This window comes from Streptomyces aquilus, assembly GCF_003955715.1.
GTDB classification, from domain to species: Bacteria; Actinomycetota; Actinomycetes; order Streptomycetales; family Streptomycetaceae; genus Streptomyces; species Streptomyces aquilus.
On the sequence record NZ_CP034463.1, the window covers coordinates 4,926,812 to 4,948,055 of the forward strand.

17 protein-coding genes and 1 pseudogene are annotated in these 21,244 nt (G+C 71.9%); 12 read left to right on the forward strand and 6 right to left on the reverse strand.

Features of this window, described 5'->3' with window-relative positions; genetic code table 11:
- Positions 1 to 3: 3 nt before the first annotated feature.
- Entirely contained in the window at positions 4 to 1,455 is a 1,452-nt protein-coding gene (locus EJC51_RS22645; protein ID WP_126272774.1) for an NCS2 family permease, read from the reverse strand.
- A 133-nt stretch (positions 1,456 to 1,588) separates the two neighbouring features.
- Here EJC51_RS22645 and EJC51_RS22650 point away from each other — a divergent pair, with 133 nt between their 5' ends.
- Both EJC51_RS22650 and EJC51_RS22655 read left to right on the forward strand, forming a co-directional pair.
- The gene (locus EJC51_RS22650) at positions 1,589 to 1,858 is read left to right on the forward strand and encodes a DUF2530 domain-containing protein (protein ID WP_097265608.1); all 270 of its coding nucleotides are present in this window, start codon (positions 1,589 to 1,591) and stop codon (positions 1,856 to 1,858) included.
- Positions 1,859 to 1,965: 107 nt separating this feature from the next.
- Positions 1,966 to 4,365: a cation-translocating P-type ATPase gene (locus EJC51_RS22655; protein WP_126272775.1), complete on the forward strand. Its 2,400-nt coding sequence runs from the start codon at positions 1,966 to 1,968 to the stop codon at positions 4,363 to 4,365.
- A 27-nt stretch (positions 4,366 to 4,392) separates the two neighbouring features.
- Here EJC51_RS22655 and EJC51_RS22660 read toward each other — a convergent pair whose 3' ends face one another.
- Positions 4,393 to 5,241 (reverse strand): hypothetical protein, encoded by an 849-nt coding sequence (locus EJC51_RS22660; protein ID WP_126272776.1) that lies wholly within the window; start codon positions 5,239 to 5,241, stop codon positions 4,393 to 4,395.
- A gap of 242 nt (positions 5,242 to 5,483) precedes the next feature.
- Here EJC51_RS22660 and EJC51_RS22665 point away from each other — a divergent pair, with 242 nt between their 5' ends.
- The 4 genes and pseudogenes from EJC51_RS22665 to EJC51_RS22680 form a co-directional block, all read left to right on the forward strand.
- Complete coding sequence (locus EJC51_RS22665; RefSeq protein WP_126272777.1) at positions 5,484 to 8,612, forward strand: sacsin N-terminal ATP-binding-like domain-containing protein; 3,129 nt, start codon at positions 5,484 to 5,486, stop codon at positions 8,610 to 8,612.
- A 187-nt stretch (positions 8,613 to 8,799) separates the two neighbouring features.
- A complete protein-coding gene (locus EJC51_RS22670) occupies positions 8,800 to 9,579 on the forward strand; it encodes a DUF5707 domain-containing protein (RefSeq protein ID WP_126272778.1) in 780 nt (259 codons plus the stop codon).
- Between the two features lie 44 nt (positions 9,580 to 9,623).
- Positions 9,624 to 10,475, forward strand: coding sequence for a hypothetical protein (locus tag EJC51_RS22675; protein ID WP_126272779.1), 852 nt, complete (start codon positions 9,624 to 9,626; stop codon positions 10,473 to 10,475).
- Positions 10,476 to 10,565: 90 nt separating this feature from the next.
- Positions 10,566 to 11,171 (forward strand): annotated as a pseudogene (locus EJC51_RS22680) (helix-turn-helix domain-containing protein); the annotation flags it as partial.
- Positions 11,172 to 11,384: 213 nt separating this feature from the next.
- Here EJC51_RS22680 and EJC51_RS22685 read toward each other — a convergent pair.
- A complete protein-coding gene (locus EJC51_RS22685; RefSeq protein ID WP_126272780.1) occupies positions 11,385 to 12,311 on the reverse strand; it encodes a DUF3027 domain-containing protein in 927 nt (308 codons plus the stop codon).
- Between the two features lie 282 nt (positions 12,312 to 12,593).
- Here EJC51_RS22685 and EJC51_RS22690 point away from each other — a divergent pair, with 282 nt between their 5' ends.
- The 4 genes from EJC51_RS22690 to EJC51_RS22705 all read left to right on the forward strand — a co-directional run bounded on the left by EJC51_RS22690 (position 12,594) and on the right by EJC51_RS22705 (position 16,051).
- Positions 12,594 to 13,991 (forward strand): MFS transporter, encoded by a 1,398-nt coding sequence (locus EJC51_RS22690; protein WP_165951287.1) that lies wholly within the window; start codon positions 12,594 to 12,596, stop codon positions 13,989 to 13,991.
- Positions 13,992 to 14,053: 62 nt separating this feature from the next.
- Positions 14,054 to 14,557 carry a hypothetical protein gene (locus tag EJC51_RS22695; protein WP_126272782.1) on the forward strand — a complete coding sequence of 168 codons (504 nt, stop codon included), beginning with the start codon at positions 14,054 to 14,056 and terminating at the stop codon, positions 14,555 to 14,557.
- Positions 14,558 to 14,570: 13 nt separating this feature from the next.
- Entirely contained in the window at positions 14,571 to 15,215 is a 645-nt protein-coding gene (locus EJC51_RS22700) for a futalosine hydrolase (RefSeq protein ID WP_126272783.1), read from the forward strand.
- A complete protein-coding gene (locus EJC51_RS22705) occupies positions 15,212 to 16,051 on the forward strand; it encodes a 1,4-dihydroxy-6-naphtoate synthase (RefSeq protein ID WP_126272784.1) in 840 nt (279 codons plus the stop codon). Before EJC51_RS22700 ends, EJC51_RS22705 begins: the two co-directional genes overlap by 4 nt.
- A gap of 24 nt (positions 16,052 to 16,075) precedes the next feature.
- Here the strand turns inward: EJC51_RS22705 and EJC51_RS49200 are convergent, their stop codons facing one another.
- Positions 16,076 to 16,459 carry a cold-shock protein gene (locus EJC51_RS49200; RefSeq protein ID WP_059195867.1) on the reverse strand — a complete coding sequence of 128 codons (384 nt, stop codon included), beginning with the start codon at positions 16,457 to 16,459 and terminating at the stop codon, positions 16,076 to 16,078.
- 164 nt (positions 16,460 to 16,623) lie between these two features.
- Between EJC51_RS49200 and EJC51_RS22715 the strand changes: the two genes are divergently transcribed.
- Positions 16,624 to 16,875 (forward strand): hypothetical protein, encoded by a 252-nt coding sequence (locus tag EJC51_RS22715; protein ID WP_126272785.1) that lies wholly within the window; start codon positions 16,624 to 16,626, stop codon positions 16,873 to 16,875.
- Here EJC51_RS22715 and EJC51_RS22720 read toward each other — a convergent pair.
- Together EJC51_RS22720 and EJC51_RS22725 are read right to left on the reverse strand one after the other, a co-directional pair.
- Entirely contained in the window at positions 16,851 to 17,486 is a 636-nt protein-coding gene (locus tag EJC51_RS22720) for an HAD family hydrolase (RefSeq protein ID WP_126272786.1), read from the reverse strand. The genes EJC51_RS22715 and EJC51_RS22720 overlap by 25 nt on opposite strands.
- A 38-nt stretch (positions 17,487 to 17,524) precedes the next feature.
- Entirely contained in the window at positions 17,525 to 18,490 is a 966-nt protein-coding gene (locus tag EJC51_RS22725) for a hypothetical protein (protein WP_126272787.1), read from the reverse strand.
- A 153-nt stretch (positions 18,491 to 18,643) separates the two neighbouring features.
- Here EJC51_RS22725 and EJC51_RS22730 point away from each other — a divergent pair, with 153 nt between their 5' ends.
- Positions 18,644 to 21,217: a helicase-associated domain-containing protein gene (locus EJC51_RS22730; protein ID WP_126272788.1), complete on the forward strand. Its 2,574-nt coding sequence runs from the start codon at positions 18,644 to 18,646 to the stop codon at positions 21,215 to 21,217.
- Positions 21,218 to 21,244 lie beyond the last annotated feature (27 nt).

Here is a 21,244-nt window from a genome sequence, read left to right on the forward strand (position 1 = left end):
CGATCAGGTCAGACCCAGGGCCGGCATCAGGTAGTAGAAGGCGAACACGGCGGAGACCACGTACATCGCGACCGGGATCTCCTTGGCCCGCCCGGCCGCCAGGCGCAGCACCACGAAGGTGATGAAGCCCATGCCGATGCCGTTGGTGATGGAGTAGGTGAACGGCATCATCACCATCGTGATGAAGGCCGGGATCGCGATCGTGTAGTCGGCCCAGTCGATCTCCTTGACCGAGCCCGCAAGGATCATGAAGCCGACCGCGAGCAGCGCCGGGGTGGCCGCCTGGGACGGGACCATCGTGGCGACCGGCGTGAGGAACAGCGCCACCGTGAAGAGGCCGCCGGTGACGAGGTTGGCGAAGCCGGTGCGGGCGCCCTCACCGACGCCGGCCGTCGACTCGACGAAGGCGGTGGTGGCGGACGAGGAGCTCGCGCCACCCGCCGCGACGGCGAGGCCGTCGACGAAGAGGACCTTGTTGATGCCGGGCATCTGGCCCTGCGCGTCGGTCAGCTTGGCCTCGTCGCTGACGCCCATGATCGTGCCCATCGCGTCGAAGAAGCACGACAGCAGCACGGTGAAGACGAAGAGGATGCCGGTCAGCACACCGACCTTGTCGAAGCCGCCGAACAGGCTGACGTCACCGATCAGACCGAAGTCGGGACTGGCGACCGGGTTGCCGGGCCACTTCGGCGTCGTCAGACCCCAGGACGGGATCGTGGCGACCGCGTCGATGATCACCGCCAGGACGGTCATGGCGACGATCGAGATCAGGATCGCGCCGGACACCTTGCGGACGATCAGCGCGAGCGTGAGCAGCGCGCCGAGGATGAAGACCAGGACCGGCCAGCCGTTGAGGTGACCGTCGGCGCCGAGCTGGAGCGGGACGGTGGTGTGGGCGGCGTCCGGGATGCGGGAGACGAAGCCGGAGTCCACCAGCCCGATCAGCATGATGAACAGGCCGATACCGATGCTGATCGCCTTGCGCAGACCGAAGGGCACCGCGTTCATCACGCGCTCGCGCAGACCGGTCGCCACCAGCAGCATCACGATGAAGCCCGCCAGGACCACCATGCCCATGGCGTCCGGCCACGACATCCGGGGCGCCAGCTGGAGGGCGACGACCGAGTTCACGCCGAGACCGGCGGCCAGCGCGATCGGCACATTGCCGATGACGCCCATGAGGAGCGTGGTGAAGGCCGCGGTGACACAGGTGGCGGTGACGAGCTGGCCGTTGTCGAGCTGGTGCCCGTACATGTCCTTCGCGCTGCCCAGGATGATCGGGTTCAGCACGATGATGTAGGCCATCGCGAAGAAGGTGGCGAAACCGCCGCGGACCTCGCGGGCGAAGCTGCTGCCCCGCTCGGAGATCTTGAAGTAGCGGTCGAGGGCGCCGTACGCGGGCGTGCCGCCCGGCTGTTCGGGCGCGGGAGCCTTGGCGGTGGCCGAGGTCGACATTGGATGTTCCTACGAGCAGAAGTGGACAGACGTAAACCGTTTCAGTATGAACATATAAACCCGGAGTTAGCTATCTCCGCGCGTAGAACTGATCGCCGACGAAGCACCGGGTACCGCCTCGTAAGCTGTGCCCATGGCGAAGTGGACCCCTCAGCACGAGGCACCGGAGCCCCTGGAGGGCCCCATCGTGCCGACCATCATCGGCGGCACGATCCTCTGGTTCGTCCTCTTCCTCGTCCAGCTCCCCTTCTACGGCTGGTTCGACGACCGCGGACACGCCTGGTGGGTGTGGACCTGCCTGGCCGGCGCGGGGCTCGGCCTGATCGGCATCTACTACGTCCGCCGCCGCGACGCGGCCATCAAGCGCGCCGAGGCCGCCGGGACCCTACGGGAAGCCGAGTAGGCCCGTACTACCTGGGCACCACTCGGCCCGGCCGCCTCTCCTCCCCAGGTCGGAACTTCCGTCCACTCGGCGGGTGAAGCCGCAAAACCGCACGTACCGTCGAATGCATGACGCACATCGACGCGGGCGCCGAACTCGATCCTGTGCATCCCGTACCCGTGCGCGCCCCCGTGGCGAACGGCGGGCTGAGCGCCGCCGAGGTCGCCGAGCGGGTGGCGCGGGGGGCGGTCAACGACGTACCGGTGCGCAGCAGCCGGTCGTTCGGCGAGATCGTCCGCGCGAACGTCTTCACCCGGTTCAACGCGATCATCGGTGTGCTCTGGCTGGTCATGCTGTTCGTCGCGCCGTTCCAGGACAGCCTGTTCGGGTACGTGATCATCGCCAACACGGGCATCGGCATCATCCAGGAGTGGCGGGCGAAGAAGACCCTGGACTCGCTGGCCGTGATCGGCGAGGCGAAGCCGACGGTACGGCGGGACGGCGAGGCGCTCGAAGTCAGTACGTCGGAGATCGTGCTCGACGACCTGATCGAGATCGGGCCCGGCGACAAGGTCGTCGTCGACGGGGTGTGCGTCGAGGCGGACGGTCTGGAGATCGACGAGTCGCTGCTCACCGGTGAGGCCGACCCGGTCGTCAAACAGCCCGGCGACCCGGTCATGTCCGGGAGTTTCGTCGTCGCGGGCGGGGGCGCGTTCCAGGCCACCAAGGTGGGGCGGGAGGCGTACGCCGCCCAACTCGCCGAGGAGGCCTCCCGCTTCACGCTGGTCCACTCCGAGCTGCGGACCGGCATCTCCACGATCCTCAAGTACGTGACCTGGATGATGATCCCGGCGGCGATCGGCCTGGTGATCACGCAACTGGTCGTCAAGAGCCACGACGTGAAGGAGTCCATCGCCCGCACGGTCGGCGGCATCGTCCCGATGGTCCCGGAGGGGCTGGTCCTGCTGACCTCCGTCGCCTTCGCGATCGGCGTGATCCGGCTTGGCCGAAAACAGTGCCTGGTTCAGGAGCTGCCGGCCATCGAGGGCCTCGCCCGCATCGACACGGTCTGCCTCGACAAGACGGGCACGCTGACCGAGGGCGGCATGGACGTCACGGAGCTGCGCGCGCTGGGCGGCAGCGACGAGACGTACGTACGCAAGGTGCTGGGTGCCCTGGGGGAATCGGACCCGCGCCCGAACGCCTCCCTCCAGGCCATCATCGACGCCTACCCGGACGCCGAGGACTGGCGCTGCACCGAGTCGCTCCCCTTTTCCTCCGCCCGCAAGTACAGCGGGGCACGCTTCAGTGAGGGGAACGGCGAGTCCAGCACCTGGCTCCTTGGCGCGCCGGACGTGCTGCTGGGCGCCGACGACCCTGCGCTGGCCGAGACCGAGCGGCTCAACGAGCAGGGCCTGCGGGTGCTGCTGCTGGCCCGGGTGACGGGCGACCTCGACGATCCGGAGGTCGCGCGCGGTGCGTCCGCCGCCGCTCTCGTCGTACTGGAGCAGCGGCTGCGGCCCGACGCGGCCGACACCCTGCGCTACTTCGCCGAGCAGGACGTCCGCGCCAAGGTCATCTCCGGTGACAACGCGGTGTCGGTGGGCGCGGTGGCCGGGAAGCTGGGCCTGACGGGTACGGCGGTCGACGCCCGTACGCTCCCCTCGGACCAGGACGGGATGGCGGACGCGCTCGACGAGGGCACGGTGTTCGGACGGGTCACCCCGCAGCAGAAGCGGGACATGGTGGGGGCGTTGCAGTCCCACGGGCACACGGTCGCGATGACCGGCGACGGCGTGAACGACGTGCTGGCGCTCAAGGACGCGGACATCGGCGTCTCGATGGGCTCGGGGTCGGAGGCCACGCGCGCGGTCGCCCAGATCGTCCTCCTCAACAACAGCTTCGCCACGCTGCCGGACGTGGTGGCGGAGGGGCGCCGGGTCATCGGGAACATCACGCGGGTGGCGACGCTGTTCCTGGTGAAGACGGTGTACTCGGTGCTGCTGGCGGTGCTGGTGGTGTGCTGGCAGGTGGAATACCCGTTCCTGCCCCGGCACTTGACCCTGCTGTCGACGCTGACGATCGGCGTACCGGCGTTCTTCCTGGCGCTGGCGCCCAACAAGGAACGGGCCAAGCCGCACTTCGTACGCCGGGTGATGCGGTACTCGATCCCCGGCGGGCTGGTGGCGGGGGTGGCGACCTTCGTGACCTACCTGATCGCCCGTCACCACTACACGGGCGAAGGCTCCTTGGACGCGGAGACGAGCGTCGCGACCCTGACCCTGTTCCTGATCTCGATGTGGGTGCTGGCCATCATCGCCCGGCCGTACACGTGGTGGCGGGTGGTGCTGGTGGCGTCGATGGGCGCGGGGTTCCTGCTGGTCCTGGCCGTGCCGTGGTTGCAGGACTTCTTCGCGCTGAAGCTGGTGGGTGTGACCATGCCGTGGATGGCGGTGGGGATCTCGGTGGTGGCGGCGGCCGCCCTTGAGGTGACGTGGAAATGGGTCGACCGCCGCTTCCCCGCATGACGGGGGTTACTGCTTACTGCTTACTGCTTACTGCACGTCGATGAAGTCGCCCGTGGCGCTCACCGCCGACGTGGTCGCGGTGCCCGCGAAGCTGTACCGGTAGTAGCCGTCGACGGAAGCCGTGACCGTGGTGCTCAGGCCGCCCGTGGAGCTGGACTTGATGGTCTTGACCGTGGTGTAGGTGCTGGTGCCCTTCTTGCGGAACTGAAGCTTCACCGACTGGCCGGAGTAGCCGGCGTACTTGCCGGTCTCCCAGTTGGCGCGGGTCAGCTTGCCGGTGACGGTGATGGTCCGGCCCTTGCGGACCGGCTCGGGCGAGGCGTTGGCGGTGAGCTTGCCGAGGCGCAGCACCTTGGTGGTGGCGAGGTCGCCCTGGTCCTTGTAGCCGACCTTGCTGAGGTCGAGGTTGTTGCTGTTCGGGTCCTGGCCGTTGAAGTCGACGGCCTCGGCGGCAGCCTTCCAGGTACCGGCGTCGGCGTTGCGGAGGTCGCCGTCGGCCGGGTAGATGTCGAGGGTGCCGGTGCAGGTGGCCGTGGTGGCCGAGGTGACGGTGCAGGTGGCCGGGCCGCCGCTGACGCCGTCGGAGCTGTCCTCGGTGCCGTCGAGCGTGCCCCGGTAGAGCAGCGCGTCGGTGTAGAAGTCCGACGCGGTGGGGTCGACGTCGGAGCCGTGGGTCAGCGTGTAGCTGACCTTCGTGCTGACGGCGGCGGTGGTGCCGACCTTGATCGACGAGGCGATCTTGAAGTTGGAGAAGCTGACGTCCAGCGTGTAGGGGGTGCCGGAGTCGGCGGCCTGGGCGGCCGGGACGGCGAGGCCGGTGAGGGCCAGGGCGCCGGTGACGGCGGAGACGGCGGCCGCGGTGGCTCTGATGCGCATGTGCGTTCCCCAGGGGGAGAGTTGATCTAGGAGTCTGTTGACTCGTGGGATCAGATCCTTGGCCCGAGGAGGGGGTTGTAGGGCCCTACGGCGAATTTGCCGACTTTGTCGTTACATGCGGGTTGCTTGATCATCGTATGGGACGTGCATGACGAAACGAGGGGTTCCTCGCCGGGAGATCCCGTCAGGGCGCCAAGACCAACTCGCGGTACCTTCGTCGCACGCAGACGAGGAGAGTCATCGTGAGCAAGTTCGTGCGGCCCGCAGCCGAGGGAGCCGACCCGTTCGGGACCGCCCGTCTCAGGCGGGGCGTGCTCGACGCCTGGGCGACCAGCCCCGCCCGGTTCCGCGAGGACGCCAACGCCGAGGAGGACCTCGTCCTCGGCGGCTACCGGGACCGGCTCGTCGTCGAGCTCGCCCAGAACGCCGCCGACGCGGCGGCGCGGGCGGGAGTCGCCGGGCGGCTGCGGCTGACCCTGCGCGACGGCGTCCTCGTCGCCGCCAACACCGGCGCCCCGCTGGACGCCGCCGGTGTCGAGTCGCTCTCCACCCTCCGTGCTTCCGCCAAACGGGACACCGCTGCCGGCACGCCCTCCGTAGGGCGGTTCGGCGTCGGGTTCGCGGCCGTCCTCGCCGTCACCGACGAGCCCGCCGTCGTCGGCCGGCACGGTGGTGTCCGCTGGTCCCTCGCCGAGGCCCGTGACCATGCCGCCGAGACCGCCCGGCACAGCCCCGGCCTCGGTGACGAGATCCGGCGGCGCGACGGGCACGTCCCGCTGCTCCGGCTTCCCTTCGCCGCCGAGGGCACCGCCCCCGACGGCTATGACACCGCCGTCATCCTCCCGCTGCGCGACACGGCCGCCGCCGACCTCGCCGAACGGCTGCTGCGGGCCGTCGACGACGCCCTGCTCCTTGCCCTGCCCGGCCTGGAGGAGGTCGTGATCGAGGCGGGCACCGACGCCCGCACCCTGCGCCGCCGCACCGACGGCGCCTTCGTCGTCGTGGAGGACGTACGGGACGGGGAGACCGGCGCCACCACGTGGCGGGTCGTCTCCGGGCACGGGCCGCTCACCGCCGACCTGCTCGCCGACCGGCCCGTCGAGGAGCGGCTGCGGCCCCACTGGTCGGTCACCTGGGCCGTGCCGGTGGACGCGGACGGCGCGCCCGTCCGGCCCCGCACCAACCCCGTCGTGCACGCCCCGACCCCCAGCGACGAGCCCCTCGGCGTCCCCGCCCTGCTCATCGCCTCCTTCCCCCTCGACCCCACCCGGCGGCACGCGGCCCCCGGTCCGCTGACGGACTTCCTCGTGCAGCGGGCGGCGGACGCGTACGCCGAACTGCTCGCCGCCTGGCGGCCGGTGGGCGTCGGGATCATCGACCTCGTGCCCGGCCCGCTGGGCAAGGGCGAGCTGGACGGCGCGCTGCGCCACGCCGTCCTGGAGCGGCTGCCGCGTACCGCCTTCCTGCCGCCCGTCCTGGAGCCCACGGACGAGCTGCCCGAGGCGCTGCGGCCGAGGGATGCGGAGGTCGTCGAGGGCGCGGGGGCGGACACCGTACGCGTACTGGCGGAAGTGCTGCCGACCCTCCTCCCCGCCGGGCTCGAACGGCGCGTGGAACTGCGGACGTTGGGCGTCGCCCGCGTCCCGCTCACCGACGCGATCGACCGGCTCGCCGGGCTGGAGAAGGAGCCCGGCTGGTGGCGGCGGCTCTACGACAGCCTCGCCGGGGTCGACCCGGACCGGCTGTCCGGACTGCCCGTGCCGCTCGCCGACGGGCGGACCACCATCGGGCCGCGACAGGTGCTGCTGCCCACGTCCGAGGGTGCCTCGGTCGAGCCGGAGACGCTCGCCCGGCTCGGGCTGAAGGTCGCGCATCCCGACGGCGCCCACCCGCTGCTGGAGAAGCTCGGCGCGCTGCCCGCGTCCCCGCGAGCCGTCCTCACGACCCCCCAGGTGAGGGCCGCCGTCGCCGCCTCGCTGGACGACGAGGGCGGCCTCGACTGGGAGCAGGACACCCTCGACGCCGACGAACTCGCCGACACCGTGCTGGCGTTGGTGCGGGACGCGGGCCTCGAACCCGGTGACGAGCCGTGGCTCGGCGCGCTCGCCCTCCCCGACGAGGACGGCGAGCCCGCCCCCGCCGGTGAACTGGTCTTCCCCGGCAGCCCCTTCCACCAGGTGATGCGAGAAGGCGAACTGGCGACGGTGGACGCGGAGTTGGCCGACCGCTGGGGCGAACAGCCGCTCGCCGCCTGTGGCGTGCTCGCCACCTTCGCGCTCGTCCGCGCCACCGACGTCGTCCTCGACCCGGACGAACTGGAGCCGCGCGACGGGGACTTCGCCGAGCCCGACGACGCCGGACTGCTGGACGCCGTCGACGTGTGGAGCGAGGACGTCCTCGACCGCTTCCCGGACTCGCCGGTGCCGCCGGTCGCCACCGAGCTGGTCGCCGTACGGGACCTCGAACTCGTCGACGAGGAACGCTGGCCCCAGGCCCTCGCGCTCCTCGCCCAGCCGCCCCTGCGGGACGCGCTCACCCAGCAGGTGCGCATCCTGCTCCCGGACGGCACGCACGAGGTCGTACGGCCCTACACGGCATGGTGGCTGCGCGGCCACCCGGTGCTGGACGGCCGGCGCCCCGCGGGCCTGCTGGCGGCCGGCGGCGACCCCCTCCTCCGCGGCCTGTACGACGAGGCCGACGCGACCGGGTTCGACGACGAGCAGGTGCTGCGGGCGCTGGGCGTCCGCACGTCCGTCGCCGCGCTCCTCGACGAGCCGGGCGGCGCGGCGGAACTCCTCGACCGCCTCGCGGACCCCGAGCGGGAGGTCAGCGGGGCGCAACTGCACGCCCTCTACGGGGCGTTGGCCGACCTCGACCCGGAACAGGTCACCCTCCCCGACGAACTGCGGGCCGTCGTGGACGGGCGGGTGGAGGTCGTGGACGCGGCGGACGCGGTGGTCGTCGACTCCCCGGACCTGCTGCCCTTCACCGAGGGCGTGCCGCTGCTGCCGGTACGGCCGGCGCGGGCCGCGGAACTGGCCGAGCTGTTCCAGGTGCGGCGGCTGAGCGAGTCCGTGACGGGGTCGGTGGACTCCGAGGGCACCGAGCACGACGTACCGGACCCGGTGCGGGTGCTGCTGGGGTCGCGAACGCCTGAGTCGTATGTGGAACACGAGGAGCTCGTCGTGGACGGCGTGGAGATCGACTGGCGCCTGACCGGCGACGGCGTGCTGCACGCGGCGACGCTGGAAGGGGTCGCGGCGGGACTCGCCTGGGCGGCGGGGCAGTGGCCGCGGCGGTTCGAGGTGGCGGCGCTGCTGGAGGATCCTTCGCGGACGGAGGAGCTGGCGCGGGACCGCTGGTTCGACTGAGGGGCAGGGCACGGTACGACCGGTCAGAAATCTCTCGAATAAATTTCTGATCGGCCGTACAACCATTCCCATGCGTCACGAATCTGATCAGCTGAGTCAACAGACTCACCGATCACTTTGGGCCCAGGCGTGCTGACACGACCGTGGGGGACGATCTCCGCCGGGCCCCTCTTCACGTGGGGAACGCATGCGCATTCGAGTCCTCGGGGCTGCCGTCACCGGCGCCCTGGCCCTGTCCGCCCTCGCCGTGCCGGCCGCCCAGGCCGACACCGTCGAAGGCGACACCACGATCTCGAACGTCGTCGTGAACGGCGGCAAGGCTGTCGTCGTCGGCGCGACCGCCACCAAGACCATCTCCGTGACCTTCAAGGTCACGGACGATTCGGGTGTCAAGGACGCCATGGCCATCCTGTGGCACGGCTCGGACTTCGACAACTCCGACAGCGGCGCCGTGGCCACCGGCAACGACGGCTACGCCAGCTGCACCGCGACGAGCTCCACCACCGCGAACTGCAAGGCCAGCTACGAGATCGAGCCGCAGTACAACGCCGTCAACGCGGTCGCCGGCACCTGGAAGGTCTGGGGCATCGCCTCGGGCAAGGACGCCGACTACGTCCAGAAGGACAACGTGAAGACCTTCAAGGTCCAGCGTCTGTCCAAGCTGACGGCCAACGCCTCCCCGGAGCCCGTGAAGAAGGGCAAGACCATCACGGTCACCGGCAAGCTGACCCGCGCCAACTGGGACGCGGCGACGTACTCCGGCTACTCCGGCCAGTCGGTGAAGCTTCAGTTCCGCAAGAAGGGCACCAGCACCTACACGACCGTGAAGACCATCAAGACCACCTCCACGGGCGGTCTGAGCACCACGGTCACCGCGTCGGCCGACGGCTACTACCGCTACAGCTTCGCGGGCACCTCGACCACCCCGGCGGTCTCCGCCACGGGTGACTACATCGACGTGCAGTAGTCAGCCCCGCACCCGCACACTCTCTTTCTCATCTGGGGAAACACATGCGTATTCGCGCCACCGTGGCCGCCGTCTCCGGCGCCCTGGCCCTCTCCGCGCTGGCCGTCCCGGCCGCGCAGGCCGACAGCACCTCGTACCGTGACGCCGCCGCCCAGGCCTTGTCCGGCAAGTCCGCCTTCGCCGCGTCCGCCGCCGCCCAGCTGGACGTCTCCTTCTCCAACCTGAAGATCGCCAAGGCGGTCAAGGTCGGCACCACCAACCATGTCTCCACCAAGGTCACCTACACGCTGACCCACGGCGCCGACGTGGACATCGACTCCCCGGACTTCGCCAACGGCCCGCTCATCTACAAGGGCACCCTCGAAGAGCCGGTCAACGTCCTCCTCGGCTACGACGCGGCCACCTGCACGGCCACCTCGGCGACCACCGCCAACTGCGCCGGCCTGATCGACATCTACCCCGGCGACGGCGACCTGCTGAACTCCGACGCCGGTTCGTGGAAGGCCGGGGCGCTGGCCCTGAACTACAGCACCGAGGACACCGCCCTCCAGGGCGACCTGGGCGCCACCCTCGTCCAGCGCAACTCCAAGCTGACGGTCAACGCCTCGCCCGAGCCGGTCCGCAAGGGCAAGACCATCACCGTCACCGGCAAGCTCTCCCGCGCCAACTGGGAGGACAACAAGTACCACGGGTACACCAACCAGCCGGTGAAGCTTCAGTTCCGCAAGAAGGGCACCAGCACCTACACCACGGTGAAGACGATCAAGTCCAACTCGACGGGCGACCTCAAGACGACCGTCACCGCCGCCACCGACGGCTACTTCCGCTACTCCTTCGCGGGCACCTCGACCACCCCGGCGGTCTCCGCCGCGGGTGACTTCGTCGACGTGCAGTAAGTCCCACCAAGCACCGTCTCCGTACGCCGGTCCCGGAAGCCATCCGGGGCCGGCGTTCGTGTTGCTCGCCCTTTCCAAAGGACCACGACGGTGAAAGACCCCCACCAGCACCCGGACCTGTCGCTGGTCGCGACCGGTCTCGCCACCCGCATCCAGTCGCTGCCCAAGGGCGCGCAGGTGTGCATCAAGAGCCTCACGGCCCGTTTCAAGGAGGGTTCGACCCGAATCGCCGCCGCGATGCGGGAATTGGCGGACCACGGCTCTCTGCGCCGCGAGGTGGAACGCGCCTCCGGCGGCCGGGTCATCACCCGCACGATCTCCTGCAACCAGCCGGGCGCCGGCCGCAGCCCACGCGAGGCCGACCGACCCGCAGCCCCACCGAAACAGCCGAAGAAGCCGCACCCGCCCCGCAAGAAGCCCCTCCCCGCGGTCCCGCGGCCGGTCTACCCCGCGCCCCAGCTCCTCCAGCGGGCCACCGACCTCCTCGCCCGCGTCCACCGGGACGACCCCCGCCTCCTCCTGTCGGCCTGCGACGCGGCCCACCTGGCTCCGGGGGTCGCCGCCTGGCTGGAACGTGAGGTCCCCGCCACGCTCGTACGCGAAGCGCTGACCCGCGACCTGCCCGACGAACCGCTGCACCGCCCGGCAGCGCTGCTGGCCCACCGCCTCACGGCCCAGCTACCGCCCCCACCACCGCCGTACCAGACCGCTGCCGCGACTGCCGAACCCAGGGAACCACCATGAGCACACAGACGAACCCGAGGGGATCATGCGGCGACCTGACGTGATGGTGATCGCCGAGGCGGAGATCGGCATCCCCGTCTACGCGATCTTCGCCCCCCGCACCGGCAGGCGACTGGACGATCTCGACGCAGGACCCGCCCCGCTACGAGAGCTGAGCCGCCCCGGCTACGAGTGCCCCAGTTCCGCCGAGTCCTCGTCCGTCGTCGTCGGTACCGAACCCGAGTCCGCCGCCGGGCGGAGTGGGAAGGCATCGACCTTCGTCTCGTCGATCACCGGGGGCGCCGGGCGGGGCGGCTTCGGCATGATCGCCGCCTCCGAGTGGCCGCCGCAGCCGTACGCCAGGGACACCACCCTGCCGTCCGCCGGGGCGAACTCGTTGGCGCAGATGCCGAAGGCCTGGCCGAGGGAGCCGCCGATCGGGGTGAGGAAGCCGCAGCTGACGCAGGTGGCGGGGGCCGCCTGGGCCATGGGGGTCTTGGAGCCGAACGCCTCCTCCCAGCGGTCCGCGGCGCTGTGCAGGCCGTAGCGGGACAGGACGCGGGCCCGGCGCATGCCGAGTTCCTCGGCGACCGCGGCGATCGTGCCCCGGATGGGGGCCACCGGGAGGTTGGAGGGCGTGCCCGCGGTCACTTCCGCGTCCTCCGCCTCCACCAGCTCGGCCATGTCCTCCGAGACCGCCGAGTTCGGGAACGGCTCGTCCTCGCCGGAGTAGCCGGGCTCCAGGCGGAGGTCGTCGGCCTCGGTGGGCAGGAGATCGCCGGGGCCCATGTCGCCGGGGCGCAGCCGCTCGCTCCACGGGACCCATTCGGGGGCGAGGAGGGCGTCCGGGCCGGGGAGCAGGACGACCTCGTCCAGCGTCACGACCTTCGCGCGCGACGCCCTCGCCACCGTCACCGCCCAGCGCCAGCCGCGGTAGCCGAGTTCCTTGCACTCGAAGAAGTGCGTGACGACACGGTCGCCTTCGGAGACCGCACCCGCGTGCTCCCCGACCACACCGGGAGCCGCCGCCTCCTCGGCTGCGGCACGGGCGAGGTCGACGGCCTCGGCGCACAGGCGGTCGGGGGTGCGGCTTCGCGTGGTCGCTGCGCTCACAGGTATCGCTTCTCTCCTACGCCGTCTCTCTGGTGCGCCTGCCTGAAAGCGCGGTGGGGCGGACGGAGCGGACCGGAGGGCCGCGTCGACGTCCGCGCCCGCTCGCACTCGGGCGCACCTGTCCATCCATTCTGCGGGATGGCTGAGATACGCACGCTACCTGCTCGCGTGCGTACGGCCTACACCGACGGGACGTTTACCGCCCTTCCGACCGCCACGAAAGCACGGACATACGCGCGGTAACCGCACTACGAACGCCTGACTCGGGGCACTATGAACGTCGTGGCAACCGCGAAGACGCCCCAAGGGGCCACCGGGATCAAGGGCAACGGCAGGACGCGAGGTTCTCTGCGTTCCGTCGGGCGTGCCCTGCACTTCCCGGTGTCCGGGCCCGCCCGCGGCATCCGCAAGGCCACGCACGCCCACGGGGCGGGGGAATCCGGCCTCGGCAAGCTGATCGAGCTGCACGGTGTGAACGGCGCGGGCGATGTGATGATCACGGTCGCGCTCGCGTCGACCGTGTTCTTCTCCGTCCCCACCGACGAGGCCCGCGGGCGTGTCGCCCTCTACCTCGCCATCACGATGGCGCCCTTCACGGTCCTCGCCCCGGTGATCGGCCCGCTCCTCGACCGGCTCCCGCACGGCCGCCGCGCCGCGATGGCCGGTGCCATGCTCGCCCGGGCGCTGCTCGCGCTCGTGCTGTCCGGGGCCGTCGTCAGCGGCAGCCTGGAGCTGTATCCGGCGGCGCTCGGGGTGCTCGTCTCCTCCAAGGCGTACGGGGTGGTCAGAAGCGCCGTGGTGCCCCGGCTGCTGCCGCCGAAGTTCTCCCTCGTCAAGGCCAACTCCCGCGTCACGCTCGGCGGGCTCCTCGCCACCGGCATCGCCGCGCCGATCGGCGCCGGGTTGCAGGCGATCGGGCCGCGCTGGCCGCTCTACGGCGCCTTCGTGATCTTCGTGGCGGGGACCTTCCTGTCCTTCACGCTGCCGCCGAAGGTCGACTCCGCCAAGGGCGAGGACGTCGCCCTGCTCGCCGCCGACGAGAAGCATCTGCACGGACCCCACCGGCAGCCGGTCAAGCGCCCGGGCCTGCGGACCGTCGGCCTCGCCGTCACCCACGCCCTCGGCGCCAACGCCGCCCTGCGCTGGCTGTCCGGCTTCCTGACCTTCTTCCTCGCGTTCCTGCTGCGCGAGCACCCCCTCACCGGCGAGAGCGCGGCCGTCTCCCTCGGTATCGTCGCCGTCTCGGCCGGTGTGGGCAACGCGCTCGGCACGGCGGTCGGCGCCGGGCTGCGCTCCCGCGCGCCGGAGATCATCATCGTGACCGTCCTCGCGGTCGTCCTCGGTACCGCGATCACGGCGGCGATCTTCTTCGGCGCGTTCCTCGTCGCCGTCCTCACCGCGGTCACCGGCTTCACGCTGGCCCTCGCCAAGCTGTCCCTGGACGCGCTGATCCAGCGGGACGTGCCCGAACAGGTGCGCACCTCGGCGTTCGCCCGCTCGGAGACGATGCTCCAGATGGCCTGGGTGTTCGGCGGCGCGGTCGGCATCGTGATGCCCCTCAACGGCACGCTGGGCCTGGCGGTGGCCGCCGCGGTCATCGCCCTGGGCTGGCTGACGACGGTGAAGGGGCTGCTCGGCTCGGCCCGCCACGGGGGCGCTCCGCGCACGCGCGTGGCGTAACGAACAGGGCACGCCGTACCCCGCATAAAGAGACTGTCGCACCCGCCCGATAGCCTTCGGCCATGACCACGATGCAAGCCGCTGTGCGACGCCGCCGCGCCGTCGCCGTCGCCGGCGCCGTTTCCGCCGGACTGCTCGTCCTGGCGGCCTGTGACAAGCCGACGCCCCGCGCGACCGTGACGGTCGGCAAGAACTCCATCAGCGCCGAGGCCACCTGCTACGAGGACGGCGACGACCTCGGCCAGGAGAAGGCCACCAAGTGCGCCCTGAAGAAGGCGTCCGACTCGATCGAGGTCGCCCAGAGCGAGACCCTCCGCATCGGCGTCGACCCGAAGATCGCGGACACCGGCTGGGCGCTGTGGATCAACGGCCAGCAGGTCACGAACGTCTACAAGAAGACGTACTACTCCTTCCAGGGCGTCGACCTCTTCGCCGACCAGCAGGGCCAGGCCGCGCCGAAGACGCTGTACATCAGCATCGTCGAGCAGGACAAGCCCAAGAGCGCCGGCACCAGCAAGGAGTTCAAGGGCGTCTGGAACTTCAAGCTCGTCAACGGCGACGCCTGATCCGCCGTACGCCATGCGCATCCTCGTAGCCACCGCGGTCCCGGTCGAACGGGACGCGGTGGCTCGCGCGTTGGCGGGGACGGACGTCGAGGCCGAGGTGATCGCCGCCGGGGTGGGTCCCGCCCGCGCCGCCGCGGCCACGGCCACCGCCCTCGCCGCGGCCCCGTACGGCCTCGTCGTCTCGGCGGGGATCGCCGGTGGCTTCCAGCCGGACGCGCCCGTCGGGTCGCTCGTCGTCGCCGACGAGATCACCGCGGCCGATCTGGGCGCCGAGACGGCCGAGGGGTTCCTGCCGGTCACCGAACTCGGCTTCGGGACCGTCACCCATCGTCCGCCGGGACCACTCGTACGAGATGCCGTCGCCGCCACCGGCGCCCGCGCCGGAGCCGTCCTCACCGTCTCCACCGTGACCGGCACCGCCACCCGCGCGGCCCTCCTGAAGGACCGTCACCCCACCGCGCTCGCCGAGGCGATGGAGGGATTCGGGGTCGCCGAGGCCGCCGCGCTGCACGGCGTGCCCGTGCTGGAGATCCGGGCCGTCTCCAACCCCGTCGGCCCGCGCGACCGCGCCGCCTGGCGGATCGGCGACGCCCTGGAGGCCCTGACGGAGGGCTTCGGGAAGCTCGCACCCGTACTGGAGAGTTGGAAGACGGTATGAGCCTCGACATCGCCTACTCCCCCTGCCCGAACGACACCTTCGTCTTCGACGCCCTGGCGCACGGCCGGGTGCCGGACGCGCCCGCGCTGGACGTCACGTTCGCCGACATCGACATCACCAACGGCATGGCCGAGCGCGGTGAGTTCGACGTGCTGAAGGTGTCGTACGCCGTGCTGCCGTACGTCCTCGACGAGTACGCGCTGCTGCCCTGCGGCGGGGCGCTGGGGCGGGGCTGCGGGCCGCTGGTGCTGACCCGGGAGGCGGGGGCCGACCTGACCGGGCGGACGGTCGCGGTGCCGAGCGAGCGGTCGACGGCGTATCTGCTGTTCCGGCTGTGGGCGGCGGACACGCTGCCGGGCGGGGTCGGCGAGATCGTCGTCATGCCGTTCCACGAGATCATGCCGGCCGTGCGGGACGGGAAGGTCGACGCCGGACTCGTCATCCACGAGGCGCGCTTCACGTACCGGAACTACGGGCTGCACAAGCTCGCCGACATGGGCGAGCACTGGGAGGACACCACCGGACTGCCCATCCCGCTCGGCGCCATCATCGCGAAGCGGTCGCTGGGCGCCGAGACGCTGACGCTGCTCGCCGACTCCATCCGCACATCCGTGCGTGCCGCCTGGGACGAGCCCGAGGTGTCCCGGCCGTATGTCATGGAACACGCGCAGGAGATGGACCCGGCCGTCGCCGACCAGCACATCGGGCTGTACGTCAACGAGTTCACGGCGGATCTCGGTGCGGACGGGTACGCCGCCGTCAGGGGTCTGCTGACGCGTGCGGCGGCCGAGGGGCTGGTACCGCCCCTCGGCCCGAACGCACTGGAATTCCCCTAGAAATCCACCAGTTCCGTACGCCTTCTATACGTCGAGTTGGTCGGCGACCGCGCGCAGCAGGCCGGCGATCTTCTTTCCGGCGACCTTGTCGGGGTAGCGGCCGCGCTCCAGCATCGGCGTGATGTTCTCCAGGAGGGTCGTCAAATCCTGGACGATGGAGGCCAGTTCGTCCGGCTTCTTTCGGGTGGCGGCCGCGACCGACGGGGTCGGATCCAGGATGACGACCGAAAGGGCCTGGTCACCGCGTTGTCCGGCGACGACGCCGAACTCGACTCGCTGGCCCGGCTTCAGTGTCTCGACTCCGGCGGGGAGGACCGAGGAATGGACGAAGACGTCACCGCCGTCGTCGCGGGAGAGAAAGCCGAAGCCCTTCTCGCTGTTGAACCACTTGACCTTGCCGGTAGGCACGTCTGTTCCTCGTCCTCGTACTCGTCGGAAAACTGCTTCTGAAAACGGCTCTTGATAGCACTGGGGCGGGTCGTCGGACCCGCCGGTACCAAGGCTAATGGTCTTAGGGCCGGTGACAAGACGTCGCCCGGTTGTTCCTTCGGGCAGGGAACTACCCTGGTCCGGTGCGTGACAAAACCCAAGCGAATTCCGCCGGGCCCGGTGACCGACTGATCCGTACCGGTGCCATCGTCTTCTTCGTCGGTACGGTGGCCACACTCGTCACCGTGGCCCCGCTGTTTCTCGGTACGACGCCCTTTCCGACGTACATGTTCGGACTGAGCATGCTCATGGGCGTCGGCTTCCTGATCGCCGCTGCCGGGGTGCTGCGGTCGGTCGCGGCGGGGCGGCGTCAGGCGCGGGCGGCCGGGAGGTAGCCGGCGAACCAGGCCGGGAACTCCGTGAGGTCGGCCAGGACCACGTCCGCACCGGCCTCGGTGAGCTCCGCCGCGCTGCACGGGCCGGTCGGCACCGCCACCGACAGGGCCTCGGCGGTGCGGGCGCCGCGCACGTCACCGACGTGGTCGCCGACGTACACGCGCGCGCCGTGCTCGCGCAGGGCCACCGCCTTCTGCTCGGCCCAGAGGTTGCCGATGACCGCGTCGGGCGCCATGCCCAGGTGCTCCATGTGCAGCTTGGCGTTGGGCTCCCACTTGGCCGTCACGACGACGGCCCGGCCGCCTGCCGCCTGCACGGCCGCTATCGCCTCCCGGGCGCCCGGCATCGCGAGGGTGCCGGTGATGGCGTACGTCGGGTAGAGCTCGCGGTAGAGATCGGCGACGGCCGCGACCCGCTCCGCGGGGAACCAGTGGGCCATCTCCTCCGTCAGCGGCGGCCCGAGCCGCGTCACCGCGAGGTCGGCGTCGATGTACGTCCCCGTCCGCTCGGCGAGCGCCACGTAGCAGGCGTGGATGCCGGGGCGGGAGTCGATGAGGGTCATGTCGAGGTCGAAGCCGACGGTCGGGGCGGAGATGGGTGCAGATGCCATATGGACCATTGTGCCCAGTCGCGGCGACCGGCTTCCCGCTATTTCCGCCGCTGGGACCGCCACACCACGAACAGCGCCGACGCCACCGCCGCGCCCCGCACCACCCAGGGCCAGGTGTCGGCGACCGCGGCGTTCATCTGCCCCTCGGCGACGGGCTCGCCCCAGCGGCCCTCGTTCCTGCCCCACAGCCACACGATCCCGGCGGTGAGCGCCAGGCCGGGCAGGTACATCACCGCCCACTTGGTCTCGGTGTCGGTCAGCCGCCGGGAGGCGTAGGCGATGAGCCAGCCGACGAGGAGCACGACGAGATTGCCGATCACGGCGCCGACGACCAGGCAGCCGGCGGCGAGCAGCAGCAGGGGGTTGGTCCACTTGCCCTTCGGCAGGGCGAAGAGCCGCCGCCGGCGCGGCACCGCGGCCTCCTCTTCCGCCGCCGTCTCCTCCGCCGCCTTCTCGACCGGCGGTTTCGGCGTCTCCTTCGGCGGCGGGGGCTTGAGCAGCTCGGGGATCTCCACGCCGCCGACGAAGCCGGGGACGCTCTCGCCGGCGCCGAACGGGGAGTCCTCCACCCGCCACCAGTCCGGCGGGAGCGTGCTGTTCCCGAGCTCGGCCGCGCCGGCGAGGTGCGGCGGGGCCGGGGCCTCGTCCGGGGTCTCGGCGGGGCGGGGCTTGGGGATGATCCGGCGCAGCCCCTTGGGGCGGGGCTCCGCCACGTCCCGGTCCCGCTGCACGGGGACGGCGGTGGGGGTGGGCGCGGGCACCGACGCGGCCTGCGGGGCGCCGCCGGCCGCGGTGACGACCTCGTCGGGGCTGCCGAGCCGGTCGATGATGCGGCGCACGGCCGCGGGGCTGTCCACGGGGGCCTTGGCGCGGCGCCGGTCGATCTCGTTGCGCAGCTCGGAGACGAGGCGCATGCGGGTGCCGGACGGCAACTGCCGCTGCTGCGCGACGTCGCCGACACGGCTCAGATACTCGTAGACGACCTGATCGCTCTCGATATCCACGAAGTCCCTCCGGGGGGCGGCGCGTTGAAACCCCGGAGTGACGGTATCGCGCGCGGGGCGGCCGACGTAGCCGCGTACGGTCGTGCCGCCGGGGTGGGTCGTGACCCACCGAGCCGCGCCGCACCGTCGTACCGACCGGATACCGTGGGTCGGATGAGCACCCCGGCCACCCCGCCCCGCTCCCTCGCCGAAGCCCTCCGGTCCAGGGACGACGCCTCCCTGGCCCTGCTGCTGCGGGCCCGCCCCGACCTCATCACCCCCGTTCCCACCGATCTCACCCAGCTCGCCACCCGCGCCGGGACGCGTGCCTCGGTCGTGCGTGCCCTCGAACGCCTGGACCGGTTCGCGTTGCAGACCGCGGAGGCGCTCGCCGTGGCCGGGGACCCGGCGTCGTACGAGGAACTGCTCGGGCTGATGGGCGGGGACGCCGGGGACCACGCCGTCGCCGCCGCGCTGCCCCGCGCGGTGGGCACACTGCGCGAGCAGGCGCTGGTGTGGGGCGAGGACACGCGGCTGCGGCTGGTGCGCACCGCGCGGGAGCTGCTCGCGCCCTCGCCGCAGCATCCGTCGCCGACCGGCCTCGGGCCGACCGTGCAGGAGGCGTCCGCGGGGATGTCGCCGGGGCGGATCCAGGAGATCGTGACCGCGGCCGGGCTGCCGTCCACGCACGATTCGGTGTCGGCGGTGGCCGCGTTGACCGGGCTGTTCACCGACCGCAGGCGGATGGCGAAGCTGCTCGGCGGGCTGCCGGAGGAGTCCCTCGACGTGCTGCGGCGGCTGATGTGGGGGCCGCCGTACGGGCAGGTCACCGCCGATCCGGCGCCCCGGCTGCGGCGGCTGCTGGACCTCGGGCTGCTGCTGCCGACGGCGCCGGGGACGGTCGTCCTGCCGCGTGAGGTCGCGCTGCATCTGCGGGGCGGCCTCGCGCACCGGGCGACCGAGCCGGTGCCGCCGGTCGTGGAGGCGGCCGCCTCGTACCGTCCACAGGTTGTGGACGCGACGGCGGCCGGGCAGGCGTACACCGCGCTGGCGACCGTCGAGGAGCTGCTGAAGGACTGGGACGAGGGCGGGCCCGCGGTGCTGCGGGCCGGCGGGCTGAGCGTGCGGGACCTGAAGCGGACCGCGGTCGCCCTCGACGTGCCCGAGCCGGTCGCCGCGTTCTGGGTCGAACTGGCCTACGCGGCCGGGCTGCTGGCCTCCGACGGCGAGGCCGACGAGCGGTACGCGGCGACCCCGGCGTACGACGAGTGGCTGGAGCAGCCCCCCGCGGAGCGCTGGGCGCGGCTCGCGGAGGCGTGGCTGGCGGCGACCCGGACGCCGGGGCTGGTCGGCGGCCGGGACGCCAAGGAGCGGACCCTGTCGGCCCTGGGCCCCGGCCTCGACCGCAGCGCCGCGTCGGAGGTACGACACCGGGTGCTGACCCTGCTGGCGGGCCTCCCCGAGGGCGCGGCACCGACGGCGGAGTCCGTGCTGGCGCGGCTGCGGTGGGAACGGCCGCAGCGCCGCGAGGACGACCTGCGCGCGCGACTCGCCCAGTGGACCCTCAGCGAGGCCGAGCTGCTGGGCGTGACGGGGCGCGGGGCGCTGGCGGCGCACGGGCGGGCGTTGCTGGGGGTGGGCGCACCCGGCCGGGTCGGCGCAGGCTCCGCCTCTCCCGGAGCCGCGGCGGGCGGTGTCGCCGGTGCCGGTGCCGGTGTCGCCCACGACCCGGCCGGAGCCGGTGACAAACTCCCCGTGCACCATCACGTCCCCGGGCCCGCCGAACCCCTCTCCGCCGCCGAGCAGGCCGTCGCCGTCGCGGCCGCCGGGCGGTTGCTCGCGCCGTTGCTGCCCGAGCCGCTCGACCATGTGCTGCTCCAGGCCGACCTGACGGCGGTGGCGCCCGGGCCGTTGCGGCGGCCGCTCGCCGACATGCTGGGCGTGCTCGCGGACGTGGAGTCGAAGGGCGGGGCGACCGTGTACCGGTTCACGCCGGGCTCGGTGCGGCGGGCGCTGGACGCCGGGCAGTCCGCCTCCGACCTGCACGCCTTCCTGACCGCGCACTCCCGTACGCCGGTGCCGCAGCCGCTCGCCTATCTGATCGACGACGTGGCCCGCAAGCACGGGCATCTCCGGGTCGGCGCGGCCTCCGCGTACGTCCGCTGCGACGACGACGCCGTGCTGAACGAGATCCTCGCCGACAAGCGGGCCGCGGGGCTGAGGCTACGGCGGCTGGCGCCCACGGTCCTCGCCTCGCAGGCCGACCCGTCCGCCCTGCTGGACGGGCTGCGCTCGATGGGGTTCGCACCGGCCGCCGAGTCCGCCGAGGGCGACGTCCTGATCGCCCGCGCCCACGCCCACCGCACCCCGCCGCGCACCGCCCCCGAACCGGTCCCGGACGGCCCGCCGGTGCCGGACGCCACGCTGCTGGCGGCGGCGATCCGCGCGATCCGGGCCGGTGACCTGGCCTCCACGACCCCGCGCAAGCAGGCCCCCTCGGCGGGCCCGACCGGTGAGCTCCCGCGCACCAGCTCCGCCGAGACCCTCGCCACCATGCAGGCCGCCGTCCTCACCGGCGAGGCCCTGTGGATCGGCTACGTCAACGCCGAGGGCGCCGCCAGCCAGCGCGTCATCGCCCCGGTCCGGGTGGAGGGCGGCTTCGTGACGGCGTACGACCACACGGCGGACGAGGTACGGACGTACCCGCTGCACCGGATCACGGGGGTCGCGGAGCTCGCCGACGACTAGGCGGCTCGGTGGGTCGGTGGGTCGGTG